The organism is Pseudomonas sp. FBCC-B1667, assembly GCF_059133255.1.
The window spans coordinates 918,480-943,944 of the sequence record NZ_CP101437.1; the positions used below are offsets into that span (position 1 = coordinate 918,480).

Below are 25,465 nucleotides of genomic sequence, written 5' to 3' on the forward strand. Positions count from 1 at the left end.
GGGCCAGGCGGCAGGAGGGAGGTGCGAGGGATTTAATCTGCATAAAACAAAACCCCCGGCCTGGGCCGGGGGTTCTGTTATTACTCGTCGAGGAAGGAGCGCAAATGCTCGCTTCTCGTCGGGTGGCGCAGCTTGCGCAGTGCCTTGGCTTCGATCTGACGAATCCGCTCACGGGTCACGTCGAACTGTTTACCAACCTCCTCAAGGGTGTGGTCGGTATTCATGTCGATACCGAAGCGCATGCGCAGTACCTTGGCTTCACGGGCAGTGAGGCCGGACAGGACTTCGCGAGTCGCTTCTTTAAGGCTCTCAACAGTGGCGACATCGATTGGCGACTGCATGGTCGAGTCTTCGATGAAGTCACCCAGATGGGAGTCTTCGTCATCACCGATCGGGGTTTCCATGGAGATCGGCTCTTTAGCGATCTTCAATACCTTGCGGATTTTGTCCTCGGGCATCTCCATGCGTTCGCCCAGCTCTTCCGGGGTCGGTTCGCGACCCATTTCCTGCAACATCTGCCGGGAAATACGGTTGAGCTTGTTGATCGTCTCGATCATGTGCACCGGAATACGGATGGTGCGGGCCTGGTCGGCGATCGAGCGAGTGATCGCCTGACGGATCCACCAGGTGGCATAAGTCGAGAATTTGTAGCCGCGGCGGTATTCGAACTTGTCTACCGCTTTCATCAAACCGATGTTGCCTTCCTGGATCAGATCGAGGAATTGCAGACCGCGGTTGGTGTACTTCTTGGCGATGGAGATCACCAGACGCAAGTTCGCTTCAACCATCTCTTTCTTCGCGCGGCGGGCCTTGGCCTCACCGATCGACATGCGACGGTTAATGTCCTTGATCTCGGCGATCGTCAAACCGGTTTCGGTTTCCAGTGCGGTCAGCTTTTGCTGGCAACGAACGATGTCCGGTTGCAGGCGACCAATGGCTTCAGCGTATTTGCTTTTGCCTTTGGCCAGTGCATCGGTCCAGCTTTCGTCGACTTCGTTGCCCGGGAACTGGCGCAGGAAGTCGGCACGCGGCATGCGGGCATCACGAACGCAAAGTTGCATGATCGCGCGCTCTTGCTGACGCAGGCGATCCAGGGCACTGCGAACACGCTCGACCAGTCCTTCGAATTGCTTCGGAACCAGTTTGATCGGCATGAACAGCTCAGCCAGGATCAACAGCTCGGCGATTGCCAGCTTATTGCCACGACCGTGCTTTTTCAGCGCCTTGCGGGTGATTTCCATCTGGTCGGAGACAGCGCCAAAACGCTGGGCTGCGATGACCGGATCCGGACCGCTTTCGGCTTCTTCTTCGTCATCCGATGCTTCGGCGTCATCGTCGTCGGTGTCGTCATCCGCTTTCACGGCTTTCGGATCGATCGGCGGCGGCACTTCTGCAGCAGGCGGCGCAATGCCGTCGTCCGGGTCGATATAACCGCTCAGGACGTCGGACAGGCGGCCACCTTCGGTGGTGACGCGAGTGTACTCGGAGAGAATATGATCAACCGTGCCAGGGAAGTGCGCAATTGCGCCCATCACTTCACGGATGCCCTCTTCAATACGTTTGGCGATTTCGATTTCGCCTTCACGTGTGAGGAGCTCTACCGTACCCATTTCACGCATGTACATGCGCACTGGGTCGGTGGTGCGACCAATGTCGGTCTCGACCGCTGCCAACGCTGCTGCTGCCTCTTCGGCCGCCGCTTCGTCGGTATCGGCGTCGGCCAGCATAAGGGAATCCTTATCTGGCGCAACCTCGAATACGTTGATCCCCATGTCATTGATCATGCGGATGATGTCTTCCACCTGTTCCGGATCTGAAATATCCTCCGGCAGGTGGTCGTTGACCTCCGCGTAAGTCAGGTAACCCTGCTCACGACCAAGTGTGATCAACTCTTTGATACGAGACTGCTGTTGCGCTTTTCCGGACATAACACCCTATCCACTGAAGGTCTTGGCGGGCAAAAAACAAGCCGAGGATTATACCTGAGCTATGACCTCACGCGCCAGTTGAGGTCGGGTTTGATACAGCCATATTGCGTTTTAATAGGTCGCGCATCTGATTTGCGATCTGATTTGCTTCCTCCGGGGTCAATCCCGGCTGCCTGGCTTTCCTGATTAGTACTTCCAGGCTATCCGTGTGTTGAGCCGCTGATAACCTAGTAATGGTGTCTAAAAACTGTTGTTCAAGGTTATCGCCTGCAATCAGCCATTCCTTTTCTGCCAATGCCTTGAGCAACCGTCCCTGTTCGGTCCCGTGCCAGCGCGCCATTAGCTGAATTGAGTTTAGCTTAGGATTTTTTTGCACCGCCTCGATCAGGGCCACGAGCAGTTGTGCGTAGGTATTGCTCTCATTGGCAAAATGGTTGGCAGTTTCTACCCGGCCAGCCAGATCCGGATGATGAATAAGGGTGCGCAGCGCGATCAGTGTGGGCGCTTCGACCGCAATTGGCGTGCGCGGGGCGCTCGGTTGGTCACGATCGCCGCCGCGCTTGCCATTCTTGTCCCACGGTTTCTTGTCCCATTTCTTGCCGCCGGCGCCGGGTTTCTTCGGCGTCCACTCTTGCTGCGGCACATACATGTCTTGTGACTGCGGCTGATGGTAGTCGCTGTAATCCGGCATGGCGTCGTAATCCATGCCGGGATCGTAAGCCGGTGGCGCGTCCTGAGGGGCGCTTTGCACCAGTTGGCTCACCGCTTCGCCGCTGAGGCCGGTGATTTCCGTGAGGCGCTGACGCATCAGGATGCGCAGGTTTGCGCCCGGGACTTTGTCGATCAGCGGCGCGGCGAGGGTGGCCATGTGGGCCTTGCCCTCCAGCGATCGGGGGTCCGACTCTTCGGTCAACTGCTGAAAGAAATAATCCGCCAAAGGCTGGGCGTGCTGGTTGATTCGGGCGCGGAACGCATCCGGGCCTTCGGATCGGACCAGCGTATCCGGGTCTTCGCCTTCCGGCAGGAACAGAAAGCGTGCGCGCCGCCCGTCTTGCAGGCAGGGCAGTGTCGCTTCCAATGCGCGCCATGCAGCGTTGCGGCCGGCCTGATCGCCGTCAAAGCAGAACAGCACGTTGGGCACGACGCGAAACAGTCGCTTCAAGTGCTCTTCGCTGGTCGCGGTGCCCAAGGTCGCCACCGCATTGCGCAGGCCTTGCTGGGCGAGGGCAATCACGTCCATATAGCCTTCGACGACGATGATTTCGTCGAGATTGCGGTTGTTCTTGCGTGCTTCATAAAGGCCGTAGAGTTCCTGGCCTTTATGGAATACCGGGGTTTCCGGTGAGTTCAGGTATTTCGGCTTGTCGTCGCCCAGTACCCGACCACCGAAGGCGATGATGCGCCCGCGGCTGTCGCGAATCGGAAACATCACGCGATCGCGGAAGCGGTCATAGCGTTTGCCGGTTTCGGCGTTCTCGATCAGCAGGCCGGCATCGACCATGGCTTTTTGTTGCAGGGTGTCGCTGCTCAAGTGTTTGAACAGATTGTCCCAGCCTGGCGGAGCAAAGCCGAGGCCGAAGTCGCGGGCAATTTCGCCGGTCAGTCCGCGACCTTTCAAGTAATCCACAGCCGCTTTGCGCGATGGATGACTTTTCAGTGCTTGACGGTAAAAATCGGCGGCGGCGGTGAGCAGCGGATACAGCGGCGAATCGGTTGGTTGCCGCGGTTTGTGTGGCCGGCCGCTTTCTTCGCGGGGAATTTCCATGCCGGCGGCTTTGGCCAGTTCTTCGACGGCCTGGACGAAATCCAGGTTGTCGTGGTCCATCATGAAGCCGAGGGCGTTACCGCCAGCACCGCAACCGAAGCAGTAATAGAACTGTTTGTCGGGGCTGACGCTGAAAGACGGGGTTTTCTCTTTGTGGAACGGGCAGCAAGCGGTGTAGTTCTTGCCGGCCTTTTTCATTTGCAGGCGCGAGCTGACCACATCGACGATGTCGGTGCGGTTCAGAAGGTCGTCAATGAAGCTCTGGGGAATTAGCCCGGCCATGGCGTTCTCGTCATCTGCGCTGAAAGGGACCAATAACGAAGTGCGGCCGAACGCGGGTCGTTGCTTGAGGCGCGCAAAAGATGCGGCTCGACCGGTGTCGTCTGCGTAATCGCTATCGGGGAGTGTATCTGCCGAAAATCCACTGACGTTAATACCAATCAGTAATCGACTGTTTGAAAGTGTTGCGCTGAATCCGCTGCGGCCTGTCGATGGCCTCGGATAGCTCAATAAGCGGGCACGCAAGCAGGTGCCTTGGGCTGATCGTCGTGAGAGGAATCAGTGGGTGTGCTCGTCAGTAGCCTTGGAAGGCTCGTCAGAAAAGACGTGCACCGCTGGCAAAAGAGCCAGGTCTGACGCTGTGAAGCAGATTTGTCTCGGTCGCGTCTGCGGCTCCGACGGTGAAGCATCAAGCGTTTTACGCAAATGCCATTAGCCCGGCTTGGAGCCGGGCTTGGCAGAAGCTTGCTACGATCGTCTGTGTATTAGTACAGACGAACGGCGCGGCGCTGTTCGCGCTGAACTTTCTTCGCGTGACGCTTAACAGCGGCTGCTGCTTTGCGCTTACGCTCGGAAGTTGGCTTCTCGTAAAATTCGCGGCTACGAACTTCAGCCAGTACACCGGCTTTTTCGCAGGAGCGCTTGAAACGACGCAGAGCTACGTCGAAGGGTTCGTTCTCTTTTACTTTGACGGCTGGCATCCAGAGCTACCTTCATTCATTACCGGGGTCAACATCCTCGCGGCAAAAGAGCACTTGAAGACGTCGGTTTTTAAGGGTTGCGGATGTTAACCCCTCATCGCACGGAATGCAAAGCCTCTGATCGAAAACCGCTGGTCGGGGCATCACGCGGCGACTATTATGCGCGCCTTCGAATTCAGCCTAAACAAGGCGCAAACCCATGCTAGTACTGGGATTAGAAACCTCCTGCGACGAAACCGGTGTCGCATTGTATGACAGTGAACGCGGGCTGTTGGCCGACGCACTGTTCAGTCAGATCGACTTGCACCGTGCCTATGGTGGCGTGGTGCCGGAGCTGGCCTCGCGCGACCACGTCAAACGCATGCTGCCCTTGATTCGTCAGGTGTTGGCCGAAGCTGACTGCGTGCCGACCGAGATCGACGCCATCGCTTACACCGCGGGTCCTGGCCTGGTCGGCGCGTTGCTGGTCGGCGCTTCCTGCGCCCAGGCGCTGGCCTTTGCCTGGGGCATTCCGGCCTTGGGCGTGCACCACATGGAAGGCCACTTGCTGGCGCCGATGCTGGAGGCGCAACCGCCAGAATTCCCGTTCGTCGCTTTGTTGGTGTCCGGCGGCCATACGCAGTTGGTTCAGGTTGACGGAATCGGCCAATACACCCTGTTGGGCGAGACACTGGACGACGCCGCCGGTGAGGCGTTCGACAAGACCGCGAAGATGATGGGGCTCAACTACCCGGGCGGCCCGGAAATCGCGCGCCTGGCCGAGCGAGGCGTTGGTGGGCGATTCACGTTTCCGCGTCCGATGTGCGACCGCCCGGGCCTGGCATTCAGCTTCAGCGGCTTGAAAACCTTCGCCTTGAACACCTGGCAGCAAAGCGTCAGCGCCGGGGACGACAGCGAACAAGCCCGTTGCGACATCTCTCTGGCGTTCCAGCAGGCTGTGGTGGAGACTTTGACCATCAAGTGCAAGCGAGCCCTCAAGCAAGCGGGCATGAAGCGCCTGGTCATCGCGGGGGGCGTCAGCGCCAACAAGGCACTGCGCACCTCGCTGGAGAAAATGCTCGGCGACATGAAGGGCGACGTGTTTTACGCCCGCCCGGAGTTCTGCACCGACAATGGCGCAATGATCGCGTTTGCCGGATGCCAGCGCTTGCAGGCCGGCCAGCATGAAAGCCTGGCGATCAGCGTGCAGGCGCGTTGGCCGATGGAGCAGTTGTCGGCGCTGTGATGAGCGGGTTCACGTCCGGTATTTAAAAATGCCGTTCGCGCCCGGCAAACAGGTCGCGTAGATTGCCGCGATGACGCCACACAATCAGTCCGGTGAGAGCGCTCATGGGCAGCAAGGCTGCGGGTTCCTGCCAGGCAAGCAATGGCAGGGTCAGCGGCGTGGCGATCAGTGCAGCGAGTGAGCTGGTGCGGGTCAGGTAGAACGTCAGTAGCCAGGCGCACACCGCCAGCAGTGCGGCGGGCGGGTAAAGCCCCAGCAGCATGCCGGCAGCGGTGGCGACACCTTTGCCGCCGCGAAAGCGGAAGTACACTGGATACAGATGGCCAATGACGGCGCAGATGCCGATCCAGGCCTGTTCTCGCAGCGAAAGACCGGCAAGAGCGGCGATCAGCACGGGCAGCAAGCCTTTGCAGAGGTCGCCGAGCAAGGTCAGGACAGCGAGTTTTTTGCCGGCCAGGCGCAACATGTTGGTGGCGCCGGCATTGCCCGATCCACTCATTCGCGGATCGGGGTTCCCGGTCAGGCGGCTGAGCAAAATGGCGAAGGACAGCGAGCCGAGCAGGTAGGCGAGGATCGCCAATAACCAAAACATGCTAACTATTCCGGGCGAGGACGCCCTGATTCTAACGGCGCATTGCGCCCTTGTCGTGCAGCGGAGAAAAGTGCTTGGACAGAGTGTTTATCGAGGGCCTGGAAGTCGACACCGTGATCGGTGCCTACGACTGGGAGCGAGGCATCCGACAGTGCCTGCGTCTTGATCTGAGCTTCGCTTGGGACAATCGCCCGGCCGCTGCCGGTGATGACCTGACCCTGGCGCTCGATTACGCGAGCGTTTCGTCGCGCATCCAGGCGTTTGCCGAGCAGGCGCAGTATCAATTGGTCGAGACCTTCGCCGAGCGTCTGGTCGAAGTGCTGATGAGCGAATTCAAGATCACCTGGGTGCGTCTCAAGCTGACCAAGCCTGGCGCTGTCCCGGCTGCCAAGGGCGGTGTGGGCGTGGAGATCGAGCGCGGATGTCGCTGACTCAGGTGTACCTCGGGCTCGGTAGCAATATCGAGCGAGAAACCCATTTGCAGGCGGGGCTCGAGGCCTTGGCGACGTTTTTGGTGGATATCCGCTGCTCGGCCGTGTTCGAAAGCCAGCCGGTGGGCATCAAGAGCGGGCCATTCTTCAATTTCGTGGTGTCGGCATACACCGATCTGCCGCTGATCGAACTGGACCGTCGATTGAAGTTCATTGAGGCGGACAATGGCCGTTATGCGCCGGACCGCAAGGGTTTGCCGCTGGACATCGACGTATTGTTGTTTGGTGATCTGGTGGGCAATTTCGATGGATTGATCCTGCCGCGGGCAGAGATTCTGAAGAATGCTTTTGTGTTGTGGCCTTTGTCGCTGATTGCGCCGGATCGTTTGCATCCGGGCGTAGGCAAAAGCTTTGCGACCTTGTGGGGCGAGGCGCAGATTGATCAGGTGTTGGCGCCGGTGGCTTTTGAGTGGCGTGGCGTGCAGTTGACCCCTTCAAATTTGTTGTGAGGCGGATGACATCTTCGCCAGCACGCTCCCACAGGGTCTATGCAAAACCTGTGGGAGCGTGCATTCCTGCGATGCTTTCAGGTAGACGCCGCCTCCTTGTAGGCTTTCAGCGCTTTAAGCCGTTCACGCTTGATCGCCTCACCCAGTTCCGGACCCTTGAACCCCTTTTCCAGCAATGGCTGAACCGCCACGCTTCGGGCTGCCGTCGCCGCCCCGCGTAAATAATCCGCCTGTGGATAACTTCTTTGTTCCAGCCCTTTGCGTCCGCGCGCGTCCATCTCGCAAGCTGCGATAAATTCCTCAAACCGCTGCGGCCGCCGGTAAACGTCAAAGCTTTGCAGCAACTCCAGCAAAGTCGAAGGTTTCAGCTCCAGAGCGCGATGACCGTGCGTGTGATATCGGCCGACCAGCAACGCCAGTTCCTGACAGTCTTTCGGCGCCTTGAAGCGTTCGTTGACCGCTTTGATCAGCTTTAGGCCAGTGTGTTCATGAGCAATATGGCGTGGCCATTCTTCCTCGGGCGTCAATCCTTTACCGAGGTCGTGCAGCAGGCAGGCCCAACGCACGGTCAATGGTTGTTTGTGCAGCGCTGCTTGTTCAAGCACGCTAAGCGTGTGCACGCCCGTGTCGATTTCCGGGTGGTGCGCTTCGGGCTGTGGAACGCCAAACAGCCTGTCGACTTCAGGCATCAGCACCTTCAGTGCACCGCACTCGCGTAGCACTTCAATGAACACTTGCGGCTGATCTTCCATCAACGCGCGGGAGATTTCTTTCCAGCTGCGTTCAGCGGTCAGGGCTTGCAGTTCGCCGGATTCGCTGAGTTCGCGCATCAACTCAAGTGTCTCGGGAGCAACTGTGAATCCCAGCGCCGCATAGCGGGCAGCAAAGCGGGCAACGCGCAGGACGCGTAGAGGATCTTCGGCGAACGCGGGGGAAACGTGACGGAGCAGGCGCGCTTCAAGATCGCGCTGGCCATGGTAGGGGTCAGTCAGGTTCTGCTCATCGTCTTCGGCCATGGCATTGATCGTCAGGTCGCGGCGAATCAGGTCTTCTTCGAGGGTGACCTCGGGACTGGCGTGAAAAGTAAAACCGCCATAACCGCGTCCGCTTTTACGCTCGGTGCGGGCGAGGGCGTATTCCTCGCCGCTTTTCGGATGAAGAAATACCGGAAAGTCCGCACCCACCGGGCGAAAACCCTTCGCGAGCATTTCTTCGGTCGTGGCGCCGACCACCACCCAATCGATATCGGTGACAGGTTTGCCGAGCAGGCGATCACGTACTGCGCCACCGACTTTATAAATCTGCATAAAAAACCTCCGTTAGCTCGACAGAATAACCGTTGCGTCGAACTTGCGGAGGTTCAAACAGGCTCAAAGATGAATGACGGCCAGGTCCAGTCGACCGTAATCCCCTTCACTGTGTTCACTTCTGGGGGGGACATGATGGGTTTTCATTACCTGATCCCCTTGCAGGGTTTCCAGGTGAATATCGAATCCCCACAGGCGGTGAAGATGCTTGAGCACTTCCTCGGTGGATTCGCCCAGCGGCTTGCGGTCGTGTTGCTGGTGACGCAGGGTCAGGGAGCGGTCGCCACGCCGGTCGATGCTGTAAATCTGCACGTTGGGCTCGCGATTGCCCAGGTTGTATTGGGCCGCCAGGGTTTCCCGGATGATGCGGTAGCCTTCTTCATCGTGGATCGCTGGTACCAGCAGGTCGTCCTTTTGGTCGTCATCGAGAATGCTGAACAACTTCAGGTCGCGGATCACTTTCGGTGACAGGTACTGGAGGATGAAACTCTCATCCTTGAAGCTGCTCATGGCGAACTTGATGGTGGATAGCCAGTCGGTGCCGGCAATTTCCGGGAACCAGTGGCGATCTTCATCGGTGGGTTCCTCGCACATGCGCCGGATATCCCGGTACATCGCGAACCCAAGGGTGTAAGGGTTGATTCCGCTGTAGTAAGGGCTGTCAAAACCGGGTTGAAACACCACGCTGGTATGGGATGTCAGGAACTCCATCATGAAACCGTCGGTGACCAAGCCTTCGTCGTACAAGTCGTTCATCAGCGTGTAGTGCCAGAACGTGGCCCAGCCTTCGTTCATCACCTGGGTCTGGCGCTGTGGATAAAAGTATTGGGCGATCTTGCGCACGATCCGCACGATTTCCCGCTGCCACGGTTCGAGCAGCGGTGCGTGTTTTTCGATGAAGTACAGGATGTTTTCCTGAGGTTCGGCGGGAAAGCGCGCATTGTCCTTGTCGCTGTACTTGTCCGCGCCTTTGGGAATGGTGCGCCACAGATCGTTGATCTGTTTCTGCAGATGCTCTTCCCGATCCTTTTGCCGACGCCGTTCTTCTTCCGCGGAAATCGGGTAAGGGCGTTTGTAGCGGTCGACGCCGTAGTTCATCAGTGCATGGCAGGAGTCGAGCAAGTCCTCCACGGCGTCGATGCCGTGGCGTTCCTCGCACTGCATGATGTACTGCTTGGCGAACACCAGGTAATCGATGATCGAACTGGCGTCGGTCCAGGTGCGGAACAGGTAATTGCCTTTGAAAAAGCTGTTATGCCCGTAGCAGGCATGCGCCACGACCAGTGCCTGCATGCAGATGGTGTTTTCTTCCATCAGGTAGGCGATGCACGGATCGGAGTTGATCACGATTTCGTAGGCCAGCCCCATCTGCCCACGGCTGTAGGATTTCTCGGTGCTGAGGAAGTGCTTGCCGTAGGACCAATGGTGATAGCCCAACGGCATGCCGACAGAGGCGTAGGCATCCATCATCTGTTCGGCGGTGATCACTTCGATCTGGTTAGGGTAAGTGTCGAGGGCATAACGGGCTGCCAGGCGACTGATTTCCTTGTCGTAGGCCTGGATCAGCTCGAACGTCCATTCGGAACCGGTGGAAATGGGTTGGCGCTTCTGCTCTTTGGCGGTCATGTCACTAACCTGCGCTGGAAGAGTTCACGGAAGACCGGGTAGATATCCCCGGCCGAGACCAGTTGCTGCTGGGCAAAAGTGTCAGAGAAAGCTTCGGCGATGCGCTCGTACTCGAACCACAGGGCTTGATGTTCGCGTGGGGTGATCTCAACGTAAGTGTAGTACTGCACGAATGGCATGATCTGGTTAATCAGAATGTCGCGGCAGATTGGTGAATCGTCATTCCAGTTATCGCCGTCGGACGCCTGGGCGGCATAGATGTTCCATTCGTTGCTCGGATAGCGCTCGGCCATGATCTCTTGCATCAACTTCAAGGCACTGGAAACGATGGTGCCGCCGGTTTCTCGCGAGTAGAAGAACTCTTCTTCATCCACTTCCCGGGCGCTGGTGTGGTGGCGGATGAACACGACGTCGATCTTGTCGTAGTTACGCTTGAGAAACAGGTACAGCAGAATGAAGAAGCGCTTGGCGATGTCTTTGGTCGCCTGGGTCATGGAGCCGGACACGTCCATCAGGCAGAACATCACGGCCTTGGAGCTGGGGTTGGGCTGCTTGATCAGTAGGTTGTACTTGAGGTCGAAGGTGTCGAGGAACGGTACGCGATGAATCCGCGCACTGAGTTTTTCGATTTCAGCCTCGATTTTCTGGATATCGCCGAAATTGTCCGGTTCTTCCTGCTTGAGTCGCAGCAGTTCCACTTTGGCTTCACGTAGCTTTGCACGGCTGCTCCCGGACAGGGCAATGCGCCGTGCATGGGCCGAGCGCAAGGTGCGGATAATGTTGATGCGCGATGGGTTGCCTTCGTTGCTGATCCCGGCACGTACGGTTTTGAAGGTGTCGGTGCCGGTCAGGTTGCGCTTGACCAGGTTCGGCAACTCGAGGTCCTCGAACATGAATTCGAGGAATTCCTCCTGGGTGATCTGGAAGACGAATTCGTCCATCCCTTCGCCCGAGTTGCCTGCCTTGCCGGGGCCCCTGCCTCCGCCACCACCGGGCGGACGGGCAATGTGCTCGCCGCTGGTGAACTCCTTGTTACCGGGGTGCACGACGGTTTGTTTGCCACCACGGCCGTGGTGAAGCACCGGCTCGTCAATATCGCGGCCGGGAATGCTGATCTGTTCGCCGTGTTCCATATCGGTGATGGAGCGCCGGCTGACCGCCTCTTCGACAGCCTTTTTGATGTGATCACGGTAACGCCGCAGAAACCGCTGACGGTTCACCGTGCTCTTGTTCTTGCCATTGAGACGTCGGTCGATCACATAGCTCATGACTGCTCCTTAGAAGCTGTCCTGAAAGGGGCGAGCGGTGATGCGGCATCGGACCAAGTGCAAGGGATGAGCGACGCTCCCCCAAGCGCTTTGGATGCTGCCTGAACTCGCTACCGACTTTCGAACACCTTCCAGAGGCTTGTGTAACAGAAAATGCATACACAGGCCTCTGGCTGACGACAACCGGTCTGACCGGCAGCGGGTTATTGTGATTTTCTGACCCGCAGGTACCACTCGGACAGCAGCCGTACCTGTTTGTCGGTGTAACCGCGCTCGACCATCCGTGTGACAAAGTCGTTGTGCTTCTGCTGGTCCTCTTTGCTGGCCTTGGCGTTGAAGCTGATGACCGGTAGCAGGTCCTCAGTGTTGGAGAACATTTTCTTCTCGATGACCACCCGCAGTTTTTCGTAGCTGAGCCAGGTCGGGTTCTTGCCATTGTTGTTGGCCCGGGCGCGCAGTACGAAGTTGACGATTTCGTTGCGGAAATCCTTCGGATTGCTGATGCCGGCCGGTTTTTCGATTTTCTCCAGTTCTTCGTTCAGGGCAACGCGGTTGAGGATCTCGCCGGTTTCCGGGTCGCGATATTCCTGGTCCTGGATCCAGAAGTCGGCGTACAGCACGTAGCGATCGAAGATGTTCTGGCCGTACTCGCTGTACGACTCGAGGTAGGCAGTCTGGATCTCCTTGCCGATGAACTCGATGTATCGCGGTGCCAGGTATTCCTTGAGGAAGCGCAGGTAGCGTTCGCGGGTTTCGGCCTGGAATTGTTCCTGTTCGATCTGTTGTTCAAGCACGTACAGCAAATGCACCGGGTTGGCGGCGATTTCGTGGGGATCGAAGTTGAAGACCTTCGACAGGATCTTGAACGCGAAGCGGGTCGACAGACCGTTCATCCCCTCGTCGACACCGGCGTTGTCACGGTATTCCTGTATCGACTTGGCCTTGGGATCGGTGTCCTTGAGGTTTTCACCGTCATACACGCGCATTTTCGAATAGATGTTCGAGTTTTCCGGCTCCTTGAGGCGCGAGAGCACGGTGAACTGGGCGAGCATCTTCAAGGTGTCGGGCGCGCAATGGGCCTTGGCCAGGGAGCTGTTGAACAGCAGTTTGTCGTAGATCTTCACTTCGTCGCTGACCCGCAGGCAGTACGGTACTTTGACGATGTAGATCCGGTCGATGAACGCTTCGTTGTTCTTGTTGTTACGGAAGGTGTGCCATTCCGACTCGTTGGAGTGCGCCAGCAGGATCCCGGTAAACGGAATCGCGCCGAGGCCTTCGGTACTGTTGTAGTTGCCTTCCTGAGTGGCGGTCAGCAATGGGTGCAGCACCTTGATCGGCGCCTTGAACATTTCGACGAATTCCATCAGGCCCTGGTTCGCCCGGCACAGCGCGCCCGAGTAGCTGTAGGCATCGGCGTCGTTCTGTGGGTATTCCTCCAGTTTGCGGATGTCGACCTTACCCACCAGGGCCGAGATGTCCTGGTTGTTCTCGTCTCCCGGCTCGGTTTTGGCCACGGCGATCTGATTGAGGATCGACGGATAGAGTTTCACCACGCGGAACTGGCTGATGTCGCCGCCGAACTCGGCCAGGCGCTTGGTCGCCCATGGCGACATGATGGTGTTGAGGTAGCGCCGCGGAATGCCGAAGTCTTCTTCGAGGATCGCACCATCTTCGGTGGCGTTGAACAGACCCAGTGGCGACTCGAATACCGGTGAGCCCTTGATCGCGTAGAAGGGCACTTTCTCGATCAACTGTTTCAGCTTCTCGGCCAGGGACGATTTACCGCCGCCGACGGGGCCGAGCAGATAAAGGATTTGTTTCTTTTCTTCCAGGCCCTGAGCGGCATGGCGGAAATACGAGACGATCTGGTCGATGCATTCTTCCATCCCGTGGAAGTCTTCAAAGGCCGGATAGCGGCGGATCACCTTGTTGGAAAAGATTCGCGACAGCCTCGAGTTGGTCGAGGTGTCGAGCAGCTCCGGTTCTCCGATGGCCAGCAATAGACGCTCGGCAGCGGAGGCGTAGGCGCTGCGGTCCTGTTTGCACAGCTCAAGATACTCTTGCAGCGAGAATTCTTCCTGGCGTGTGGACTCGAAGCGTTGTTGGAAGTGGCTAAAGATACTCATGACGTCACCTCGCTCGATACGTGGAGCCGACGCCGGATCACTCAGTCGATGCTGGCAGCAACCGAACAGGCGGTCGCTGTTTACCCCCCAGAACTCTAACGGAGCTGACTACTCCGAAAGCTACTCCCGATGACCCGCGCGCCGGTGTACCGGCTCTCCCCTGTTTTGGATGGCCTGCGCTTAAGGATAGTTGCTAATTCGGGAGGTAAAGGCGAGATACGTAATTATGTGTGGCAGACCGTTCGTCTGCCACCGCGCGAGCCCGCGGTGGACGGGGCTCGCAGGTTACAAAAAAATTATTCGGCGGTGCCTTGCGCGGTTTCTGCAGGGTAAGTCGTTCGCCACAGCTCAAAACCGCCGTCCATGCTGTAGACGTCGGAGAAACCTTGGCTGATCAGATAGGCCGCCGCGCTTTGACTTGAATTGCCGTGATAGCAGACTACTACCGTCGGCGCATCAAGGTCGGCGGCGCGGATGAAGTCAGAAATGGAGACATTGTCCAGATGCTTCGAACCGCTGATGTGTAGCGCGGCGAAGGTGGCAGGATCACGGACGTCAACCACTACTGCGCCTTGTTCACGCAGGGCCTGTGCCTGCTCCGGGGGGATACGTTTGAATTCGCTCATGGCGGGCTCCTGTGGCTCGGCTGATAGCGCAGTCTAGCGCGGGGCGCTGGCTGGGGTTTGTTCGGTAAGGGTTGGGGCGACAGCGGGTTCGCTGTGGCCCTGATCGTTGCATTGGCACTGCAAGCGCTCAAAGGTGTCGACGTTCATCAAGGTCATGGCTCCGCCCCAGACACAACCGGTGTCGAGCGCGAAGATTCCCGGTTCGTCACAGTGGCCTTCGAGGGCCGCCCAATGGCCGAAGATGATCTTGAGGCCCTTGGTCTTGCGTTCCTTGTACGTAAACCATGGCTTGTAGCCCGGTAGCGCAGTGCCAACGCCTTCCTTGCTCTTGAGGTCGAGTTTGCCCTCGCTGGTGCAGAACCGCATGCGGGTGAAATAGTTGGTGATAACGCGCAGGCGGGTCACGCCCCTGAGGTCGCTATCCCATTTCACCGGTTCGTTGCCGTACATGCCGTCCAGGTACGGGGCGATGCGATTGTCGTCGCGCAGTGCCTCTTCAACTTCGGCGGCGCACTTCAAGGCTTTGCGCAATGACCACTGTGGTGGAATGCCGGCGTGGACCAGTGTGATCCCGCGCTGTTCGTCGTAATGCATGAGCTTTTGCTGACGCAGCCACTCCAGCAGATCCGCACAATCGGGCGCTTCGAGGATCTCGCGCAGGGTGTCGGATTTTTTCAGGCGTTCGATGTTGCGTCCGGCGGCCAGCAAGTGCAGGTCATGGTTGCCCAGTACGCACACCAGCGATTCACGAATGCCATAGAGAAAGCGCAAGGTTGCCAGCGATTGCGGGCCGCGGTTGACGAGGTCGCCGACCAGCCAGAGGCGATCCTTGGCCGGATCAAAAGCGACCTGCTCAAGCAGGCATTGCAGGGGCTCGAGGCAGCCTTGCAAGTCACCGACCGCGTACGTTGCCATTAGTGCAAGGCTCCGGGCACCGCCAAGCGGAATGGAGCGATGATGGCGTCAAAATGCTTACCGTCGTCGGCAATCATCTGATAAGTGCCTTGCATGGTGCCGACCTTGGTGGTCATGACCGTGCCGCTGCTGTAGGTGTGGTTTTCGCCGGCCTGGATCAGCGGCTGCAAGCCGACGACGCCCGCACCCTTTACCTCCTCGACATGCCCGTCACCGTCGGTGATTACCCAGTGCCGCGACAGCAGTTTGGCCGGTAGCTCGCCATTGTTGTGCACGGTAATGGTGTACGCGAAGGCAAAGCGGTGTTGGTCGGGTTGCGATTGTTCTGCCAGATAACGGGTGACGACGCTGACGTCGACCTGATAACGAGGATCGGACATGCAAGAGGCCTTAAAAACGAAGCGGGACGCGGGGCGTAGCTGATGGAGTCAGTCTAGGCCAAGTACCGGGTAGTAAACCAGACATCGCGTCTGGCGTCCTACCCGATAACGCTCGTCACCTGTCAATCGGCGGCGGGAGGGTTCAGGACTTGTTCGCTGAGCTTGTCGGCCAGGCGCACGAAGGCGGCCAGGTCGAGCTGTTCGGGGCGCAGGCTGCCATCGACGCCGGCGGCTTCGATCTCGGCATTGCTCAGCAGCAACTTGAGGGTGTTGCGCAGGGTCTTGCGGCGCTGGTTGAAGGCTTCGCGAACGACGCGCTCCAGCAATTTGTGGTCTTTTGCCGGGTGTGGCAGTACCGCGTGCGGTACCAGGCGCACGATGGCCGAATCAACCTTTGGCGGGGGATTGAACGCACCCGGGCCGACATTGAACAGATGTTCGACGCGGCAGTGGTACTGAACCATGATCGACAGGCGACCCCAGTCACCGCCTCCAGGCCCCGCCGCCATGCGCTCGACCACTTCTTTTTGCAGCATGAAGTGCATGTCGCGGATCAGGCTTGCGTTATGCAGCAGGTGAAAAATCAGCGGTGTAGAAATGTTGTACGGCAGGTTGCCGACCACGCGCAGGCTGCCCGGCGCAGCATTCAGGCTGGTGAAATCGAACTTCAACGCATCGCCCTGATGCAGGCTGAAGTTGCTCCGTCCGGCGAACTGCTGATTGAGGATCGGTACCAGGTCTTTGTCCAGCTCCACCACGTCCAGCTGCGCGCCGCTATTGAGCAGGCCTTGAGTCAGGGCACCCTGGCCCGGGCCGATTTCCAGCACGCGGTCTTCGGTCTTGGCATGGATGGAGCGCAGGATACGGTCGATAACGCCGGCATCGTGCAGGAAGTTCTGGCCAAAGCGTTTGCGCGCCTTGTGTTGGTAATGCTCGGTCATATACGGGTCTCGGCCATCTGGTAGGCGGTTTCCAGGGCGACTTGAAGGCTGCCGGTGTCGATTCTTCCGCTGCCGGCCAGGTCCAGGGCAGTGCCGTGGTCGACCGATGTGCGGATGATCGGCAAGCCGAGGGTCACGTTGACTGCTGCGCCGAAGCCTTTGTATTTCAGCACGGGCAGGCCCTGGTCGTGGTACATCGCCAGCACTGCGTCGCAGTGCTCCAGATATTTGGGGGTAAACAGAGTGTCGGCGGGCAGGGGGCCACGAAGGTCCATGCCTTCACCGCGCAGTCGCTCTAATGTAGGTTCGATGATGTCAATTTCTTCATGGCCCAGGTGTCCGCCTTCACCGGCGTGCGGGTTAAGCCCGCAGACCAGGATGCGTGGCCGGGCGATGCCGAATTTTTCTTGCAGGTCGGCGTGCAGAATTCGTGTGACCCGCTCCAGGCGCTCCGGTGTGATCGCATCGGCAATCTCGCGCAGGGGCAGGTGAGTGGTGACCAACGCTACGCGCAATCCACGCGTGGCCAACATCATCACCACTTGGGCGGTATGGGTCAGGTCAGCGAGGAATTCCGTGTGGCCAGAGAAGGCGATCCCGGATTCATTGATCACACCCTTGTGCACAGGGGCGGTGATCATGCCGGCGAAGTGCCCGTCCAGGCAGCCTTGACCCGCACGGGTCAGGGTTTCCAGGACGAAAGCGGCATTGGCCTTGTCCAACTGGCCGGCGACGACAGGCGCATTGAGCGGTGTATCCCAGACATACAAACTGTTCGCAGGCGCAGGCACATCCGGCCAGCTGTCCGGCGTTACCGGCAGCAGATCGACAACCACACCCAACTGCGCGGCCCGCTCAAGGAGCAGGTCGCGGCTGGTAATGGCAATCAGGGGGTGTGGCTGGGCGTGCGAGGCAAGCAGCAGGCACAGGTCAGGACCTATGCCGGCCGGTTCGCCGGGTGTCAGCGCGAAACGCTTGGGTTTCACTGCGCTGCCTGGCTTGCACCAGGGAGTTTGATTTCTACGTACGCTTCGTCGCGGATCTGACGCAGCCAGGTTTGCAGCTCTTCGTCGTATTTGCGGTTACGCAGTACGGTCATCGCCTGTTGCTCGCGTGCCTGAGCGGTGCTGTCGGTGGCGCGACGGCCCAGCACTTCCAGAACGTGCCAGCCGTACTGGGTCTTGAATGGCTTGGACAGCTGACCTTGCGGGGTCTTGGCCATCACTTCGCGGAACTCAGGCACCAATGCGTTCGGGTCGATCCAGTTCAAATCGCCGCCATTGAGGGCAGAACCCGGGTCTTCCGAGTAGCTTTTCGCCAGTTCGCTGAAGTCTTCGCCGGCTTCGATACGCGTGTAGAGCGACTGGGCCAGGGCCTTGGTTTTCTCTTCGTCACGGATCGGGCTTGGTTTGACCAGGATGTGGCGCACGTGCACCTCGTCTCGCGTCTGGGTTGCCCCGCCACGCTTGTCGAGGATCTTCAGGATGATGAAACCCCCCGGTGTGCGCATTGGCTGGGTCACTTCGCCAACCGTCATGGTGCTCAACATGCGATCGAAAGGAGGTGGCAGTTGAGCGGCTTTACGCCAGCCCATGTCGCCGCCTTCAAGTGCAGTTTCGCTGGCAGACTTGGCGATGGCCAACTGACCGAAATCAGCGCCTTGCTTGAGCTGCTGGTAAACCGCGTCGGCCTGTTTGGCAGCATTCTGAATCGCATCGGAGTTGGCGCTTTCCGGCGTAGGAATCAGGATATTCGCCAGGCGGAACTCTTCAGACAATTGCATCTTGCCAAGGTCGGAGGCGAGGAAGTTCTTCACTTCCTGCTCAGATACCTGGATGCGCTCGGCCACACGGCGTTGACGCACACGGCTGATGACCATTTCACGGCGAATCTGTTCACGGGCGTCGTCGTAAGACAGACCGTCGTGAGCCAGCGCGGCGCGGAATTGATCCACCGACATGTTGTTACGCTGGGCAATGGTGCCCACTGCCTGGTTCAGCTCTTCGTCGGTAATGCGGATGCCTGAACGTTCGCCGATCTGCAATTGCAGGTTTTCGACGATCAGACGCTCGAGCACCTGCTGCTCCAGCACACTGGCTGGCGGCACGGCAGAACCGCGTTTGGCGATCGTCGCCTGAACTTCATGAACGCGTTGGTCCAGTTGGCTCTGCATGACCACATCGTTGTCGACGATGGCCACCACTTTGTCGATGGACTGTACGGCAGCGTTAGCCGCGGTACCCAGGAACAGCGCGCCCAGCAGCAGCGGGCGCAGACAATCAGAAAGCTTGGTCTTCACGTTCACGATAACCTTGGATGCCTTTGTCGAGGAAGCTCTCTACTTTGGCGCCGGTGAGGCCGCCGAGACCTTTCAGAACGATTTGTAGGAAGACGCCGTGGTCGCCTTTTTCGTTTTGGGGCGCTTGTTGACTGAACTCGTCATAGGCAACCCAGTAACGGTTGATCAGGCGTAATTTCCAGCAGCAGTTGTCGTACTCGAAACCACCAAAGGCTTCCAGGGTACGGTTGCGGTTGTAGTCATACTGCCAGCGGCTGATGGCGTTCCATTGAGGCACGACCGGCCAGATAACCGAGAAGTCGTGCTGCTCGATCTTGTAGTAGTCCTTCACGAAGTCAGGTGAGCCAGGAGTGCCGTAGTCACCGCCGAACTGCCATTGACCGGTGTTCTGGTTGTAGATCACCTGGTCGTTACGATAGCGATAGCCGGCGTTGACGACCTTGTTAGGATTGTCTTCAGGCTGGTAGTGGAACATTGCACTACCCGAGCGCGTGCTGCGGCTGTTCGGGTCCCAGTTAAAGTCGGCCGTGGTGCGCCAGTCGCGGTTCCAGCGATATTCGTAATCCAGTGCATAGGGCGAATTGCTGGTTTGCGCATCTTCGCGGGTTTTTGGATTGATACCGGGCAACTGGACTTCGCGGTCCTTGAAGAACAAGGCCTGACCTACGCTGATGCGTTGACGCTCAAAGCCGTCGTCTTCGATCCAGCGGTTGGTGATGCCCAGCGACAGTTTGTTCTCGTCGCCGACACGGTCGGAGCCAGAGAAGCGGTTGTCCCGGAACAGCGATGCATAGTTGAAGGTGTATTCACTGGTGTCGAACACCGGAATGTCTGTCTGGTCTTCCTCTGGTACATAGAGGTAGTACAGGCGCGGCTCAAGTGTCTGACGGTAGTTCTTGCCAAACCATTGGGTGTTGCGATCGAAGTACAGGCCACTGTCAATGCTGGCAATCGGCACGCCACGGTTCTGGTTGCTGCCGAAATTGCCGTTGAAGTTTTTCGTCCCTGCTGCAGCAGCGGCCTGATCCTGAGCCACGATCTGGCTCTTGCCGATGCTGTCCAGATCCAGTTGGTACTGGGTGTATTGGTACTTGAGCTTCGGCTTCACGAAACCATACGTCCAGTCCAGCGGCAGGCTGACGGCTGGCGCCAGGTTGAGGCGATCGCCGTTGGCACGGGCCAGGCCTTGAACGTTGGTGTCCAGACGTGGGGATACGTTGCCGTCTTCATCGGTGTATGTGCCGTTTTGCAGGTCTCGATCAAACCGCACGATTTCGGTGTCGTAGGTGAAATCCAGGCCGCCTGGATGATCTGGCAGCGCACCGTTGAAAGTGATCTGCGGCAAGCGGTCATACGGCGTGATAAGGGCAACAGACGCCAGTTGTAATGCCTGAGCGTTGACGCGGGCCGTGTAGTTGTCGCCACGGTAGCTGACAGACGCCTGCTGGTTCACGTAGTCAGCGCTTTTTATACCAATCTGGTCGGTCTGTAGATCCTGGAAGTAGTAAGGGTCGCTGATCTTGGTGTAATCGACTTGCGTGTAAACGCGCTCATCGAGACCACCCTTGTGCTGCCAGTTATACATGTAGCGTTCTTTCTGGAAGTCGCTCTGCTGGTCGCGTTGGGTGTCCTCGTCATTGAGATACGCCGCACCGAACTGACCTTCGCTGGACTTGGTCAGGTAGCGGAACTCGCCTTCCATCAACAAGCCATGCTTTTCCATATAACGCGGGTACAACGTGGCGTCGTAATTCGGCGCCAGGTTGAAGTAATACGGTGTGACCAGCATGAAGCCGGTATCGCTGCCGGTGCCGATGGTCGGCGGCAGGAAGCCCGACTGGCGACGGTCGTCGATCGGGAAATAGATGTACGGCGTGTACAGGACAGGAATGTCCTTGACCCGCAGAGTCACGTTGGTCGCAGTACCGAAGCCGGTCGCCGGGTTCAGGGTGATGTTGTTACCCTTGAGCTGCCAGGCGTTGCTGTTTGGTTCGCACGTGGTGTACGTACCATCCTTGAGGCGGATGATCGCGTTTTCAGCACGCTTGGCGTACAGCGCGTTACCGCGGATACGGGATTTGTGCATCACGTATTCGGCGTTGTCGACCTTGGCTTCACCGGTGTCGAGCTGCACGTCGGCGTGGTCGCCGACGATCAGCGCGCCGTTGTCGCGGATGCGCACGTCGCCATTGAGTTCGGCGCGGCTTTCGGCCTGATACAGGCTGGCCTCGTCGGACTCGACCTGCATGCTGCCCTGGCGCAACACGACGTCACCGGCCAGCGTGCCGACCTGATCTTCGGTGTTGTAGCGCGAGGCCTTGGCGCCGATAAAGGTCGGTGCGTCACTTTTATTCGTCTTGTCATTCATGCCAGGACGAATCGGTTCGATATAGGAACCAGAGCAATAAGGACCGGTTTCGGCCAATTGCGCGGCAGTGAGGTTCTCGCGTGGAACCCAGTCAAGGTGACTGTAGTCTGCACTACGCGACTTCATGCCACGGCCCTTGGACTCGGTAACGAGTGGAGGCTTGGCTTCGGCGCCTGCGCTGGCACCGCTCTCGGCTTCGGCGTCGGCAACGGCAGTGACCGCACCGTTATGGGCGGGACGCGGTGGCAGTGCCGCCGCCGGCGTTTTGGGCGCACAGTTCCAGGCACCCGAAGCAGAGACTGAGCAGTCATACTGTTCCGCGGCGACCACGAATGAAGTGGCTAGGGGTTGCAGGGCCAGCAGACTGCCGGTAACCAACAACGGAAATTTTTTACGAAACGCGGGGGATTTCAATGCCATCTTATTAGTCCGGGCTTCCTGCGTGCCATCTGCCCGCGGTGTGGGCCGCACGCCTCTCGATGGTCTGAAAAAGATGCTGGATAATAAAGCATGACCCGCTTGACGGCTAGCGCCGTCGGAGACCCTTGCAATGCCTGACCAAGATGTACGTTTGCAACACCTGAAAGTTTGGCTCGATGAGCAGTTGGCGATTCTGTTTGCAGAACAGGGCTGGGGCGCCGTACCCCCGGCCACGTTGACCGCGGCCAGTAGCGACGCGAGTTTTCGGCGCTATTTCCGCTGGGAGGGCGAGGGCAAAAGCTTCATTGTGATGGACGCTCCACCGCCCCAGGAAAACTGCAAACCCTTCGTGGATATCGCTTTTTTGCTGGCGAAATCCGGAATAAATGTGCCGAAAATTTATGCCGAAGACCTCGAACGCGGTTTTCTTTTGCTCAATGACCTGGGCGGCAAGACTTATCTCGACGTGATCGACAGCGAAAATGCCGACGATTTGTTTAACGATGCCCTGCAAGCACTGTTGGCTTTTCAGCAGTTGCCGATGGTTGCGCCGTTGCCGGGTTATGACGTTGCACTGTTGCGTCGCGAGCTGGAACTGTTCCCGGATTGGTATGTAAAGCACGAGCTGGGCATCGAGTTCGACGCTGCGCAGAAAATGCTTTGGCAGAACGTCACCGATCTGTTGATCGATAGCGCCTTGGCCCAGCCCAAAGTCCTGGTGCACCGCGACTACATGCCACGCAACCTGATGCTCAGTGAACCTAACCCGGGTGTGCTGGATTTTCAGGACGCGGTGTACGGTCCCGTGACCTATGACGTGACCTGCCTGTTCAAGGACGCCTTCCTCAGCTGGCCCGAAGATCGTGTGCGCGGCTGGCTCGAACAGTACTGGCAACAAGCCGCAACCCTCGACATTCCCGTTCAGCCGGACTTCGAAGAGTTCTTGCGTGCCAGCGACTTGATGGGCGTGCAGCGTCACCTGAAAGTCATCGGCATCTTTGCCCGCATCTGCCATCGCGATGGCAAGCCGCGCTACCTCGCCGACGTGCCGCGCTTCTTCGCCTATATAGAGGCTGTGATCGCCCGCCGCCCTGAACTGGCCGAGCTGGATGTGTTGCTGCTGAGTCTGCGTGCCGGAGCGACTGCATGAAGGCAATGATTCTGGCGGCCGGCAAGGGCGAACGCATGCGCCCGTTGACCCTGACCACCCCCAAACCGCTGGTTCGCGCCGGCGGCGTGCCATTGATCGAGTACCACCTGCGCGCCCTCGCGGCGGCCGGGTTCACCGAGATCGTGATCAACCACGCCTGGCTCGGTCAGCAGATCGAGGACTACCTGGGCGACGGTTCACGCTTCGGCGTCAGCATTCAGTACTCGCCGGAAGGCGAGCCGCTGGAAACCGGTGGCGGGATTTTTCGCGCATTACCGTTGCTGGGTGACGAGGCCTTTGTGGTGGTCAACGGCGACATCTGGACCGACTACGACTTCAGCGTGCTGCATCAACCCATCAACGGGCTGGCTCACCTGGTGCTGGCGGATAACCCGGCTCATCACCCGACGGGCGATTTCACCTTGTTCGACGGGCAGGTGCACGACGGTCGGCCGGAGACTGCGACCCTGACGTACAGCGGCATCGCAGTGCTGCATCCACAACTGTTCGACGGTTGTTCGGACGGGGCTTTCAAGCTGGCGCCGCTGTTACGTAAAGCCATGGCGGACGGGCAGGTGACGGGAGAGCGCCTGAAAGGCCAATGGGTGGATGTTGGCACGCACGATCGCCTGGCCGACGTTGAAACCCTGATAGAAGCGAGCCGCTGAGATGCTGTGGCCAGGGACTCTGATCGGAGCCGGAGCCGGTTTTGCCATAGCCAGCATTCCGGGGGCCATGCTTGGCGCCTTGTTGGGGCAGGCGCTGGATCGGCGCTTGAACCTGCAAAGTTTTGGACACTTGCTGGAAAAGCTCGGCGGTCGTCCGATGCTGCGCAATGACGAACTGCTGTTCGTGTTGTTGGGTCGCCTGGCCAAGAGTGACGGGCAAGTGGTGGAAGGCCACATCCAGCAGGCCCGGCAGGAAATGCGTGCGTTGGAGATGACGGATTCGGCGCAGCGTCGTGCCATTGCGGCGTTCAATCGCGGCAAGTCCGGCAATGACCGGTTGCGTGGTTATCTACGGCGTTTGAGTGCTCAGCCACATGCGGCGGAAGGTGTGTTGCGCGCCTGTTGGCGTATGGTCTGGGCCGATGGCCGTGCCGGCAGTCGTGAGCGCGAGCTGATTGCCCAGTGGGGCAAGTGGCTGGGATGGACGCCCCATCAGGTCCAGGCGCTGGCCGCCGATTACGAGCAGCACAAGCGGCCGCAAGTCAGCAGCGCGATCACCTACCAGGACGCATTGCGGTTGTTGGGAGTGTCGGCAACCAGCGAACCGGCGCAGATCAAGCGCGCTTATCGGCGCCTGCTGAGTCGTCATCATCCGGACAAGATTGCCGGCAGCGGGGCGACGGCGTTGCAGGTGCGTGAGGCAACGGACAAGACGCGTGAATTGCATACGGCTTATACGTTGATTCGAGAGCGGCGAAATTTTCGGTAGTTGGCAAGCGTTGTATCGCCCGGGATGCCGCCTTCGCGAGCAAGCCCGCTTCCACATTTGATCTGCGTCGCACACAGAATTTGTGCCAACTGAAGATTTAATGTGGAAGCGGGCTTGCTCGCGAATGGGGTAACTCGGTCTATCAGTCCGCACTATTCTGCGGGTTCAACCAACCACGCACCCGGCGCACCAATTGCTCCTGCTCAGCCTTCGCATTACCCGGCAATGCCTTCAGCGAAACCTGGCTGAACGTCGATGTCTTCAACCGTTTGCTGGCCTGCATGCGTTCCAGCGCTGCTTTGCGATCCAGCGGCTTATCCACATAGAAAAGGTCAGCCGTCGGCAGCTTCAACGTCGGCGTCAGTTCGGCCAGCTCAGGCTTTGCTGCAAGAGGTGTCTGGGCGGCGACCATGACAAATTTTTCCACCTGCGAGGGTTGTCTCTCGCTCAGATAACGGGCGGCCCAGTAAGCGCCAGTACCATGGCCTAGGACGACAATGCTGCGAGCGCTTTGCTGTTCGGCATAGGCAATGGCGGCGTCGATACGCGCGAAGATGCGCTCGGCGTCGGCCTTGGCCTGTTCCTCGGTTGTTTCGGCAATGGCCTTGTCAGCCACTTCCGCTTCGCCGCCGGCGGCCTGCTCGATGGGCGCCGCCGTGGTGGAATCCTTGCTGCCGGTCTCCGGTGCTTTGGGCGCCGGGGCGATTTCGACGATGCGTGGCGCAATGGCGTCGCTTTGCAGGTCCGGCAAGGTGATACTCAGGCTGCTCCATTTGGCGTCCGGCAATTGACGGCGCAAAGGACCGATTGCTTGCGGCCAGTCAACCGTTTCGCCAGCGCCGGGGATGATAATCACCGCGCCCTTGGGCTCGGCGGTGTTGGCCAGCTTCCACAAGGCGAGAAAGGTGTCGGCGCCGGCTTGTAGCTGTTGCTGTTCCTGAACGGGGATTTTTCGCTCAAGTGCTGTCGCTTCTTCCTGACTACGCTCAGGCAATGGCTGGCGTTCAACCGGTTTTTCTTCTGCGGTTTTTTCTGCCGCGGCAGGTGCAAGGTCGGCGGCCTCGACGGAAAAGGCACAAGGCAGGATCAGCGACAGGCACAATGCTGGCAGTGCCAGGCGGTAGACAGGGGGCATCGGATATTCCAGGCCAGAAGTGATTCCGGCAGCCTAA

22 protein-coding genes are annotated in these 25,465 nt (G+C 58.8%); 6 read left to right on the plus strand and 16 right to left on the minus strand.

Annotated elements, in window-relative coordinates; translation table 11 throughout:
• Window positions 1–80 precede the first annotated feature (80 nt).
• From rpoD to rpsU, 3 genes are all read right to left on the minus strand, one after another.
• On the minus strand, window positions 81–1,928 hold the full coding sequence (gene rpoD, locus NL116_RS04005) for an RNA polymerase sigma factor RpoD (RefSeq protein WP_494376111.1): 1,848 nt from the start codon (window positions 1,926–1,928) through the stop codon (window positions 81–83).
• A gap of 67 nt (window positions 1,929–1,995) precedes the next feature.
• Entirely contained in the window at window positions 1,996–3,975 is a 1,980-nt protein-coding gene (gene dnaG, locus NL116_RS04010) for a DNA primase (RefSeq protein ID WP_494376112.1), read from the minus strand.
• Window positions 3,976–4,457: 482 nt separating this feature from the next.
• Window positions 4,458–4,673, minus strand: a complete 216-nt coding sequence (gene rpsU / locus NL116_RS04015) for a 30S ribosomal protein S21 (RefSeq protein ID WP_002551877.1) — start codon at window positions 4,671–4,673, stop codon at window positions 4,458–4,460.
• 199 nt (window positions 4,674–4,872) lie between these two features.
• On the opposite strand from rpsU, the gene tsaD reads away from it, so the two are divergent.
• Window positions 4,873–5,898 carry a tRNA (adenosine(37)-N6)-threonylcarbamoyltransferase complex transferase subunit TsaD gene (tsaD, locus tag NL116_RS04020; protein ID WP_494376113.1) on the plus strand — a complete coding sequence of 342 codons (1,026 nt, stop codon included), beginning with the start codon at window positions 4,873–4,875 and terminating at the stop codon, window positions 5,896–5,898.
• Window positions 5,899–5,920: 22 nt separating this feature from the next.
• On the opposite strand, the gene plsY is transcribed toward tsaD, so the two are convergent.
• Complete coding sequence (plsY, locus tag NL116_RS04025; RefSeq protein WP_494376114.1) at window positions 5,921–6,490, minus strand: glycerol-3-phosphate 1-O-acyltransferase PlsY; 570 nt, start codon at window positions 6,488–6,490, stop codon at window positions 5,921–5,923.
• 74 nt (window positions 6,491–6,564) lie between these two features.
• On the opposite strand from plsY, the gene folB reads away from it, so the two are divergent.
• Both folB and folK read left to right on the plus strand, forming a co-directional pair.
• Window positions 6,565–6,921 carry a dihydroneopterin aldolase gene (gene folB / locus NL116_RS04030; protein WP_027926721.1) on the plus strand — a complete coding sequence of 119 codons (357 nt, stop codon included), beginning with the start codon at window positions 6,565–6,567 and terminating at the stop codon, window positions 6,919–6,921.
• Window positions 6,912–7,430: a 2-amino-4-hydroxy-6-hydroxymethyldihydropteridine diphosphokinase gene (folK, locus tag NL116_RS04035; RefSeq protein ID WP_494376115.1), complete on the plus strand. Its 519-nt coding sequence runs from the start codon at window positions 6,912–6,914 to the stop codon at window positions 7,428–7,430. Before folB ends, folK begins: the two co-directional genes overlap by 10 nt.
• Before the next feature lie 77 nt (window positions 7,431–7,507).
• Here folK and NL116_RS04040 read toward each other — a convergent pair whose 3' ends face one another.
• From NL116_RS04040 to NL116_RS04090, 11 genes are all read right to left on the minus strand, one after another.
• Window positions 7,508–8,737: a multifunctional CCA addition/repair protein gene (locus NL116_RS04040; RefSeq protein WP_494376116.1), complete on the minus strand. Its 1,230-nt coding sequence runs from the start codon at window positions 8,735–8,737 to the stop codon at window positions 7,508–7,510.
• Window positions 8,738–8,800: 63 nt separating this feature from the next.
• A complete protein-coding gene (locus tag NL116_RS04045; RefSeq protein ID WP_123433089.1) occupies window positions 8,801–10,363 on the minus strand; it encodes a SpoVR family protein in 1,563 nt (520 codons plus the stop codon).
• Entirely contained in the window at window positions 10,360–11,631 is a 1,272-nt protein-coding gene (locus tag NL116_RS04050) for a YeaH/YhbH family protein (RefSeq protein WP_494376117.1), read from the minus strand. Before NL116_RS04050 ends, NL116_RS04045 begins: the two co-directional genes overlap by 4 nt.
• A 203-nt stretch (window positions 11,632–11,834) precedes the next feature.
• Entirely contained in the window at window positions 11,835–13,757 is a 1,923-nt protein-coding gene (locus NL116_RS04055) for a PrkA family serine protein kinase (RefSeq protein WP_494376118.1), read from the minus strand.
• A 296-nt stretch (window positions 13,758–14,053) separates the two neighbouring features.
• Window positions 14,054–14,383 (minus strand): thiosulfate sulfurtransferase GlpE, encoded by a 330-nt coding sequence (gene glpE / locus NL116_RS04060; RefSeq protein ID WP_323570272.1) that lies wholly within the window; start codon window positions 14,381–14,383, stop codon window positions 14,054–14,056.
• Between the two features lie 33 nt (window positions 14,384–14,416).
• Window positions 14,417–15,298 (minus strand): symmetrical bis(5'-nucleosyl)-tetraphosphatase, encoded by an 882-nt coding sequence (locus NL116_RS04065; protein WP_494376119.1) that lies wholly within the window; start codon window positions 15,296–15,298, stop codon window positions 14,417–14,419.
• A complete protein-coding gene (gene apaG, locus NL116_RS04070) occupies window positions 15,298–15,678 on the minus strand; it encodes a Co2+/Mg2+ efflux facilitator ApaG/CorD (protein WP_494376120.1) in 381 nt (126 codons plus the stop codon). Before apaG ends, NL116_RS04065 begins: the two co-directional genes overlap by 1 nt.
• A 122-nt stretch (window positions 15,679–15,800) precedes the next feature.
• On the minus strand, window positions 15,801–16,619 hold the full coding sequence (gene rsmA / locus NL116_RS04075; protein WP_494376121.1) for a 16S rRNA (adenine(1518)-N(6)/adenine(1519)-N(6))-dimethyltransferase RsmA: 819 nt from the start codon (window positions 16,617–16,619) through the stop codon (window positions 15,801–15,803).
• The gene (gene pdxA / locus NL116_RS04080) at window positions 16,616–17,605 is read right to left on the minus strand and encodes a 4-hydroxythreonine-4-phosphate dehydrogenase PdxA (RefSeq protein WP_494376122.1); all 990 of its coding nucleotides are present in this window, start codon (window positions 17,603–17,605) and stop codon (window positions 16,616–16,618) included. The genes rsmA and pdxA overlap by 4 nt, the downstream gene beginning before the upstream one ends.
• Entirely contained in the window at window positions 17,602–18,924 is a 1,323-nt protein-coding gene (gene surA, locus NL116_RS04085) for a peptidylprolyl isomerase SurA (RefSeq protein WP_193560109.1), read from the minus strand. Before surA ends, pdxA begins: the two co-directional genes overlap by 4 nt.
• Window positions 18,899–21,706 carry an LPS-assembly protein LptD gene (locus tag NL116_RS04090; protein WP_494376123.1) on the minus strand — a complete coding sequence of 936 codons (2,808 nt, stop codon included), beginning with the start codon at window positions 21,704–21,706 and terminating at the stop codon, window positions 18,899–18,901. Before NL116_RS04090 ends, surA begins: the two co-directional genes overlap by 26 nt.
• Before the next feature lie 130 nt (window positions 21,707–21,836).
• Here NL116_RS04090 and NL116_RS04095 point away from each other — a divergent pair, with 130 nt between their 5' ends.
• From NL116_RS04095 to NL116_RS04105, 3 genes are read left to right on the plus strand one after another with little or no spacing between them, the layout of a single operon-like run.
• Window positions 21,837–22,856 (plus strand): aminoglycoside phosphotransferase family protein, encoded by a 1,020-nt coding sequence (locus NL116_RS04095; RefSeq protein WP_494376124.1) that lies wholly within the window; start codon window positions 21,837–21,839, stop codon window positions 22,854–22,856.
• Complete coding sequence (murU, locus tag NL116_RS04100) at window positions 22,853–23,524, plus strand: N-acetylmuramate alpha-1-phosphate uridylyltransferase MurU (protein WP_494376125.1); 672 nt, start codon at window positions 22,853–22,855, stop codon at window positions 23,522–23,524. The genes NL116_RS04095 and murU overlap by 4 nt, the downstream gene beginning before the upstream one ends.
• A gap of 1 nt (window position 23,525) precedes the next feature.
• Window positions 23,526–24,293, plus strand: coding sequence for a TerB family tellurite resistance protein (locus NL116_RS04105; protein WP_494376126.1), 768 nt, complete (start codon window positions 23,526–23,528; stop codon window positions 24,291–24,293).
• A gap of 142 nt (window positions 24,294–24,435) precedes the next feature.
• On the opposite strand, the gene NL116_RS04110 is transcribed toward NL116_RS04105, so the two are convergent.
• Window positions 24,436–25,428 (minus strand): alpha/beta hydrolase family protein, encoded by a 993-nt coding sequence (locus NL116_RS04110; protein WP_494376127.1) that lies wholly within the window; start codon window positions 25,426–25,428, stop codon window positions 24,436–24,438.
• Window positions 25,429–25,465: the final 37 nt, after the last annotated feature.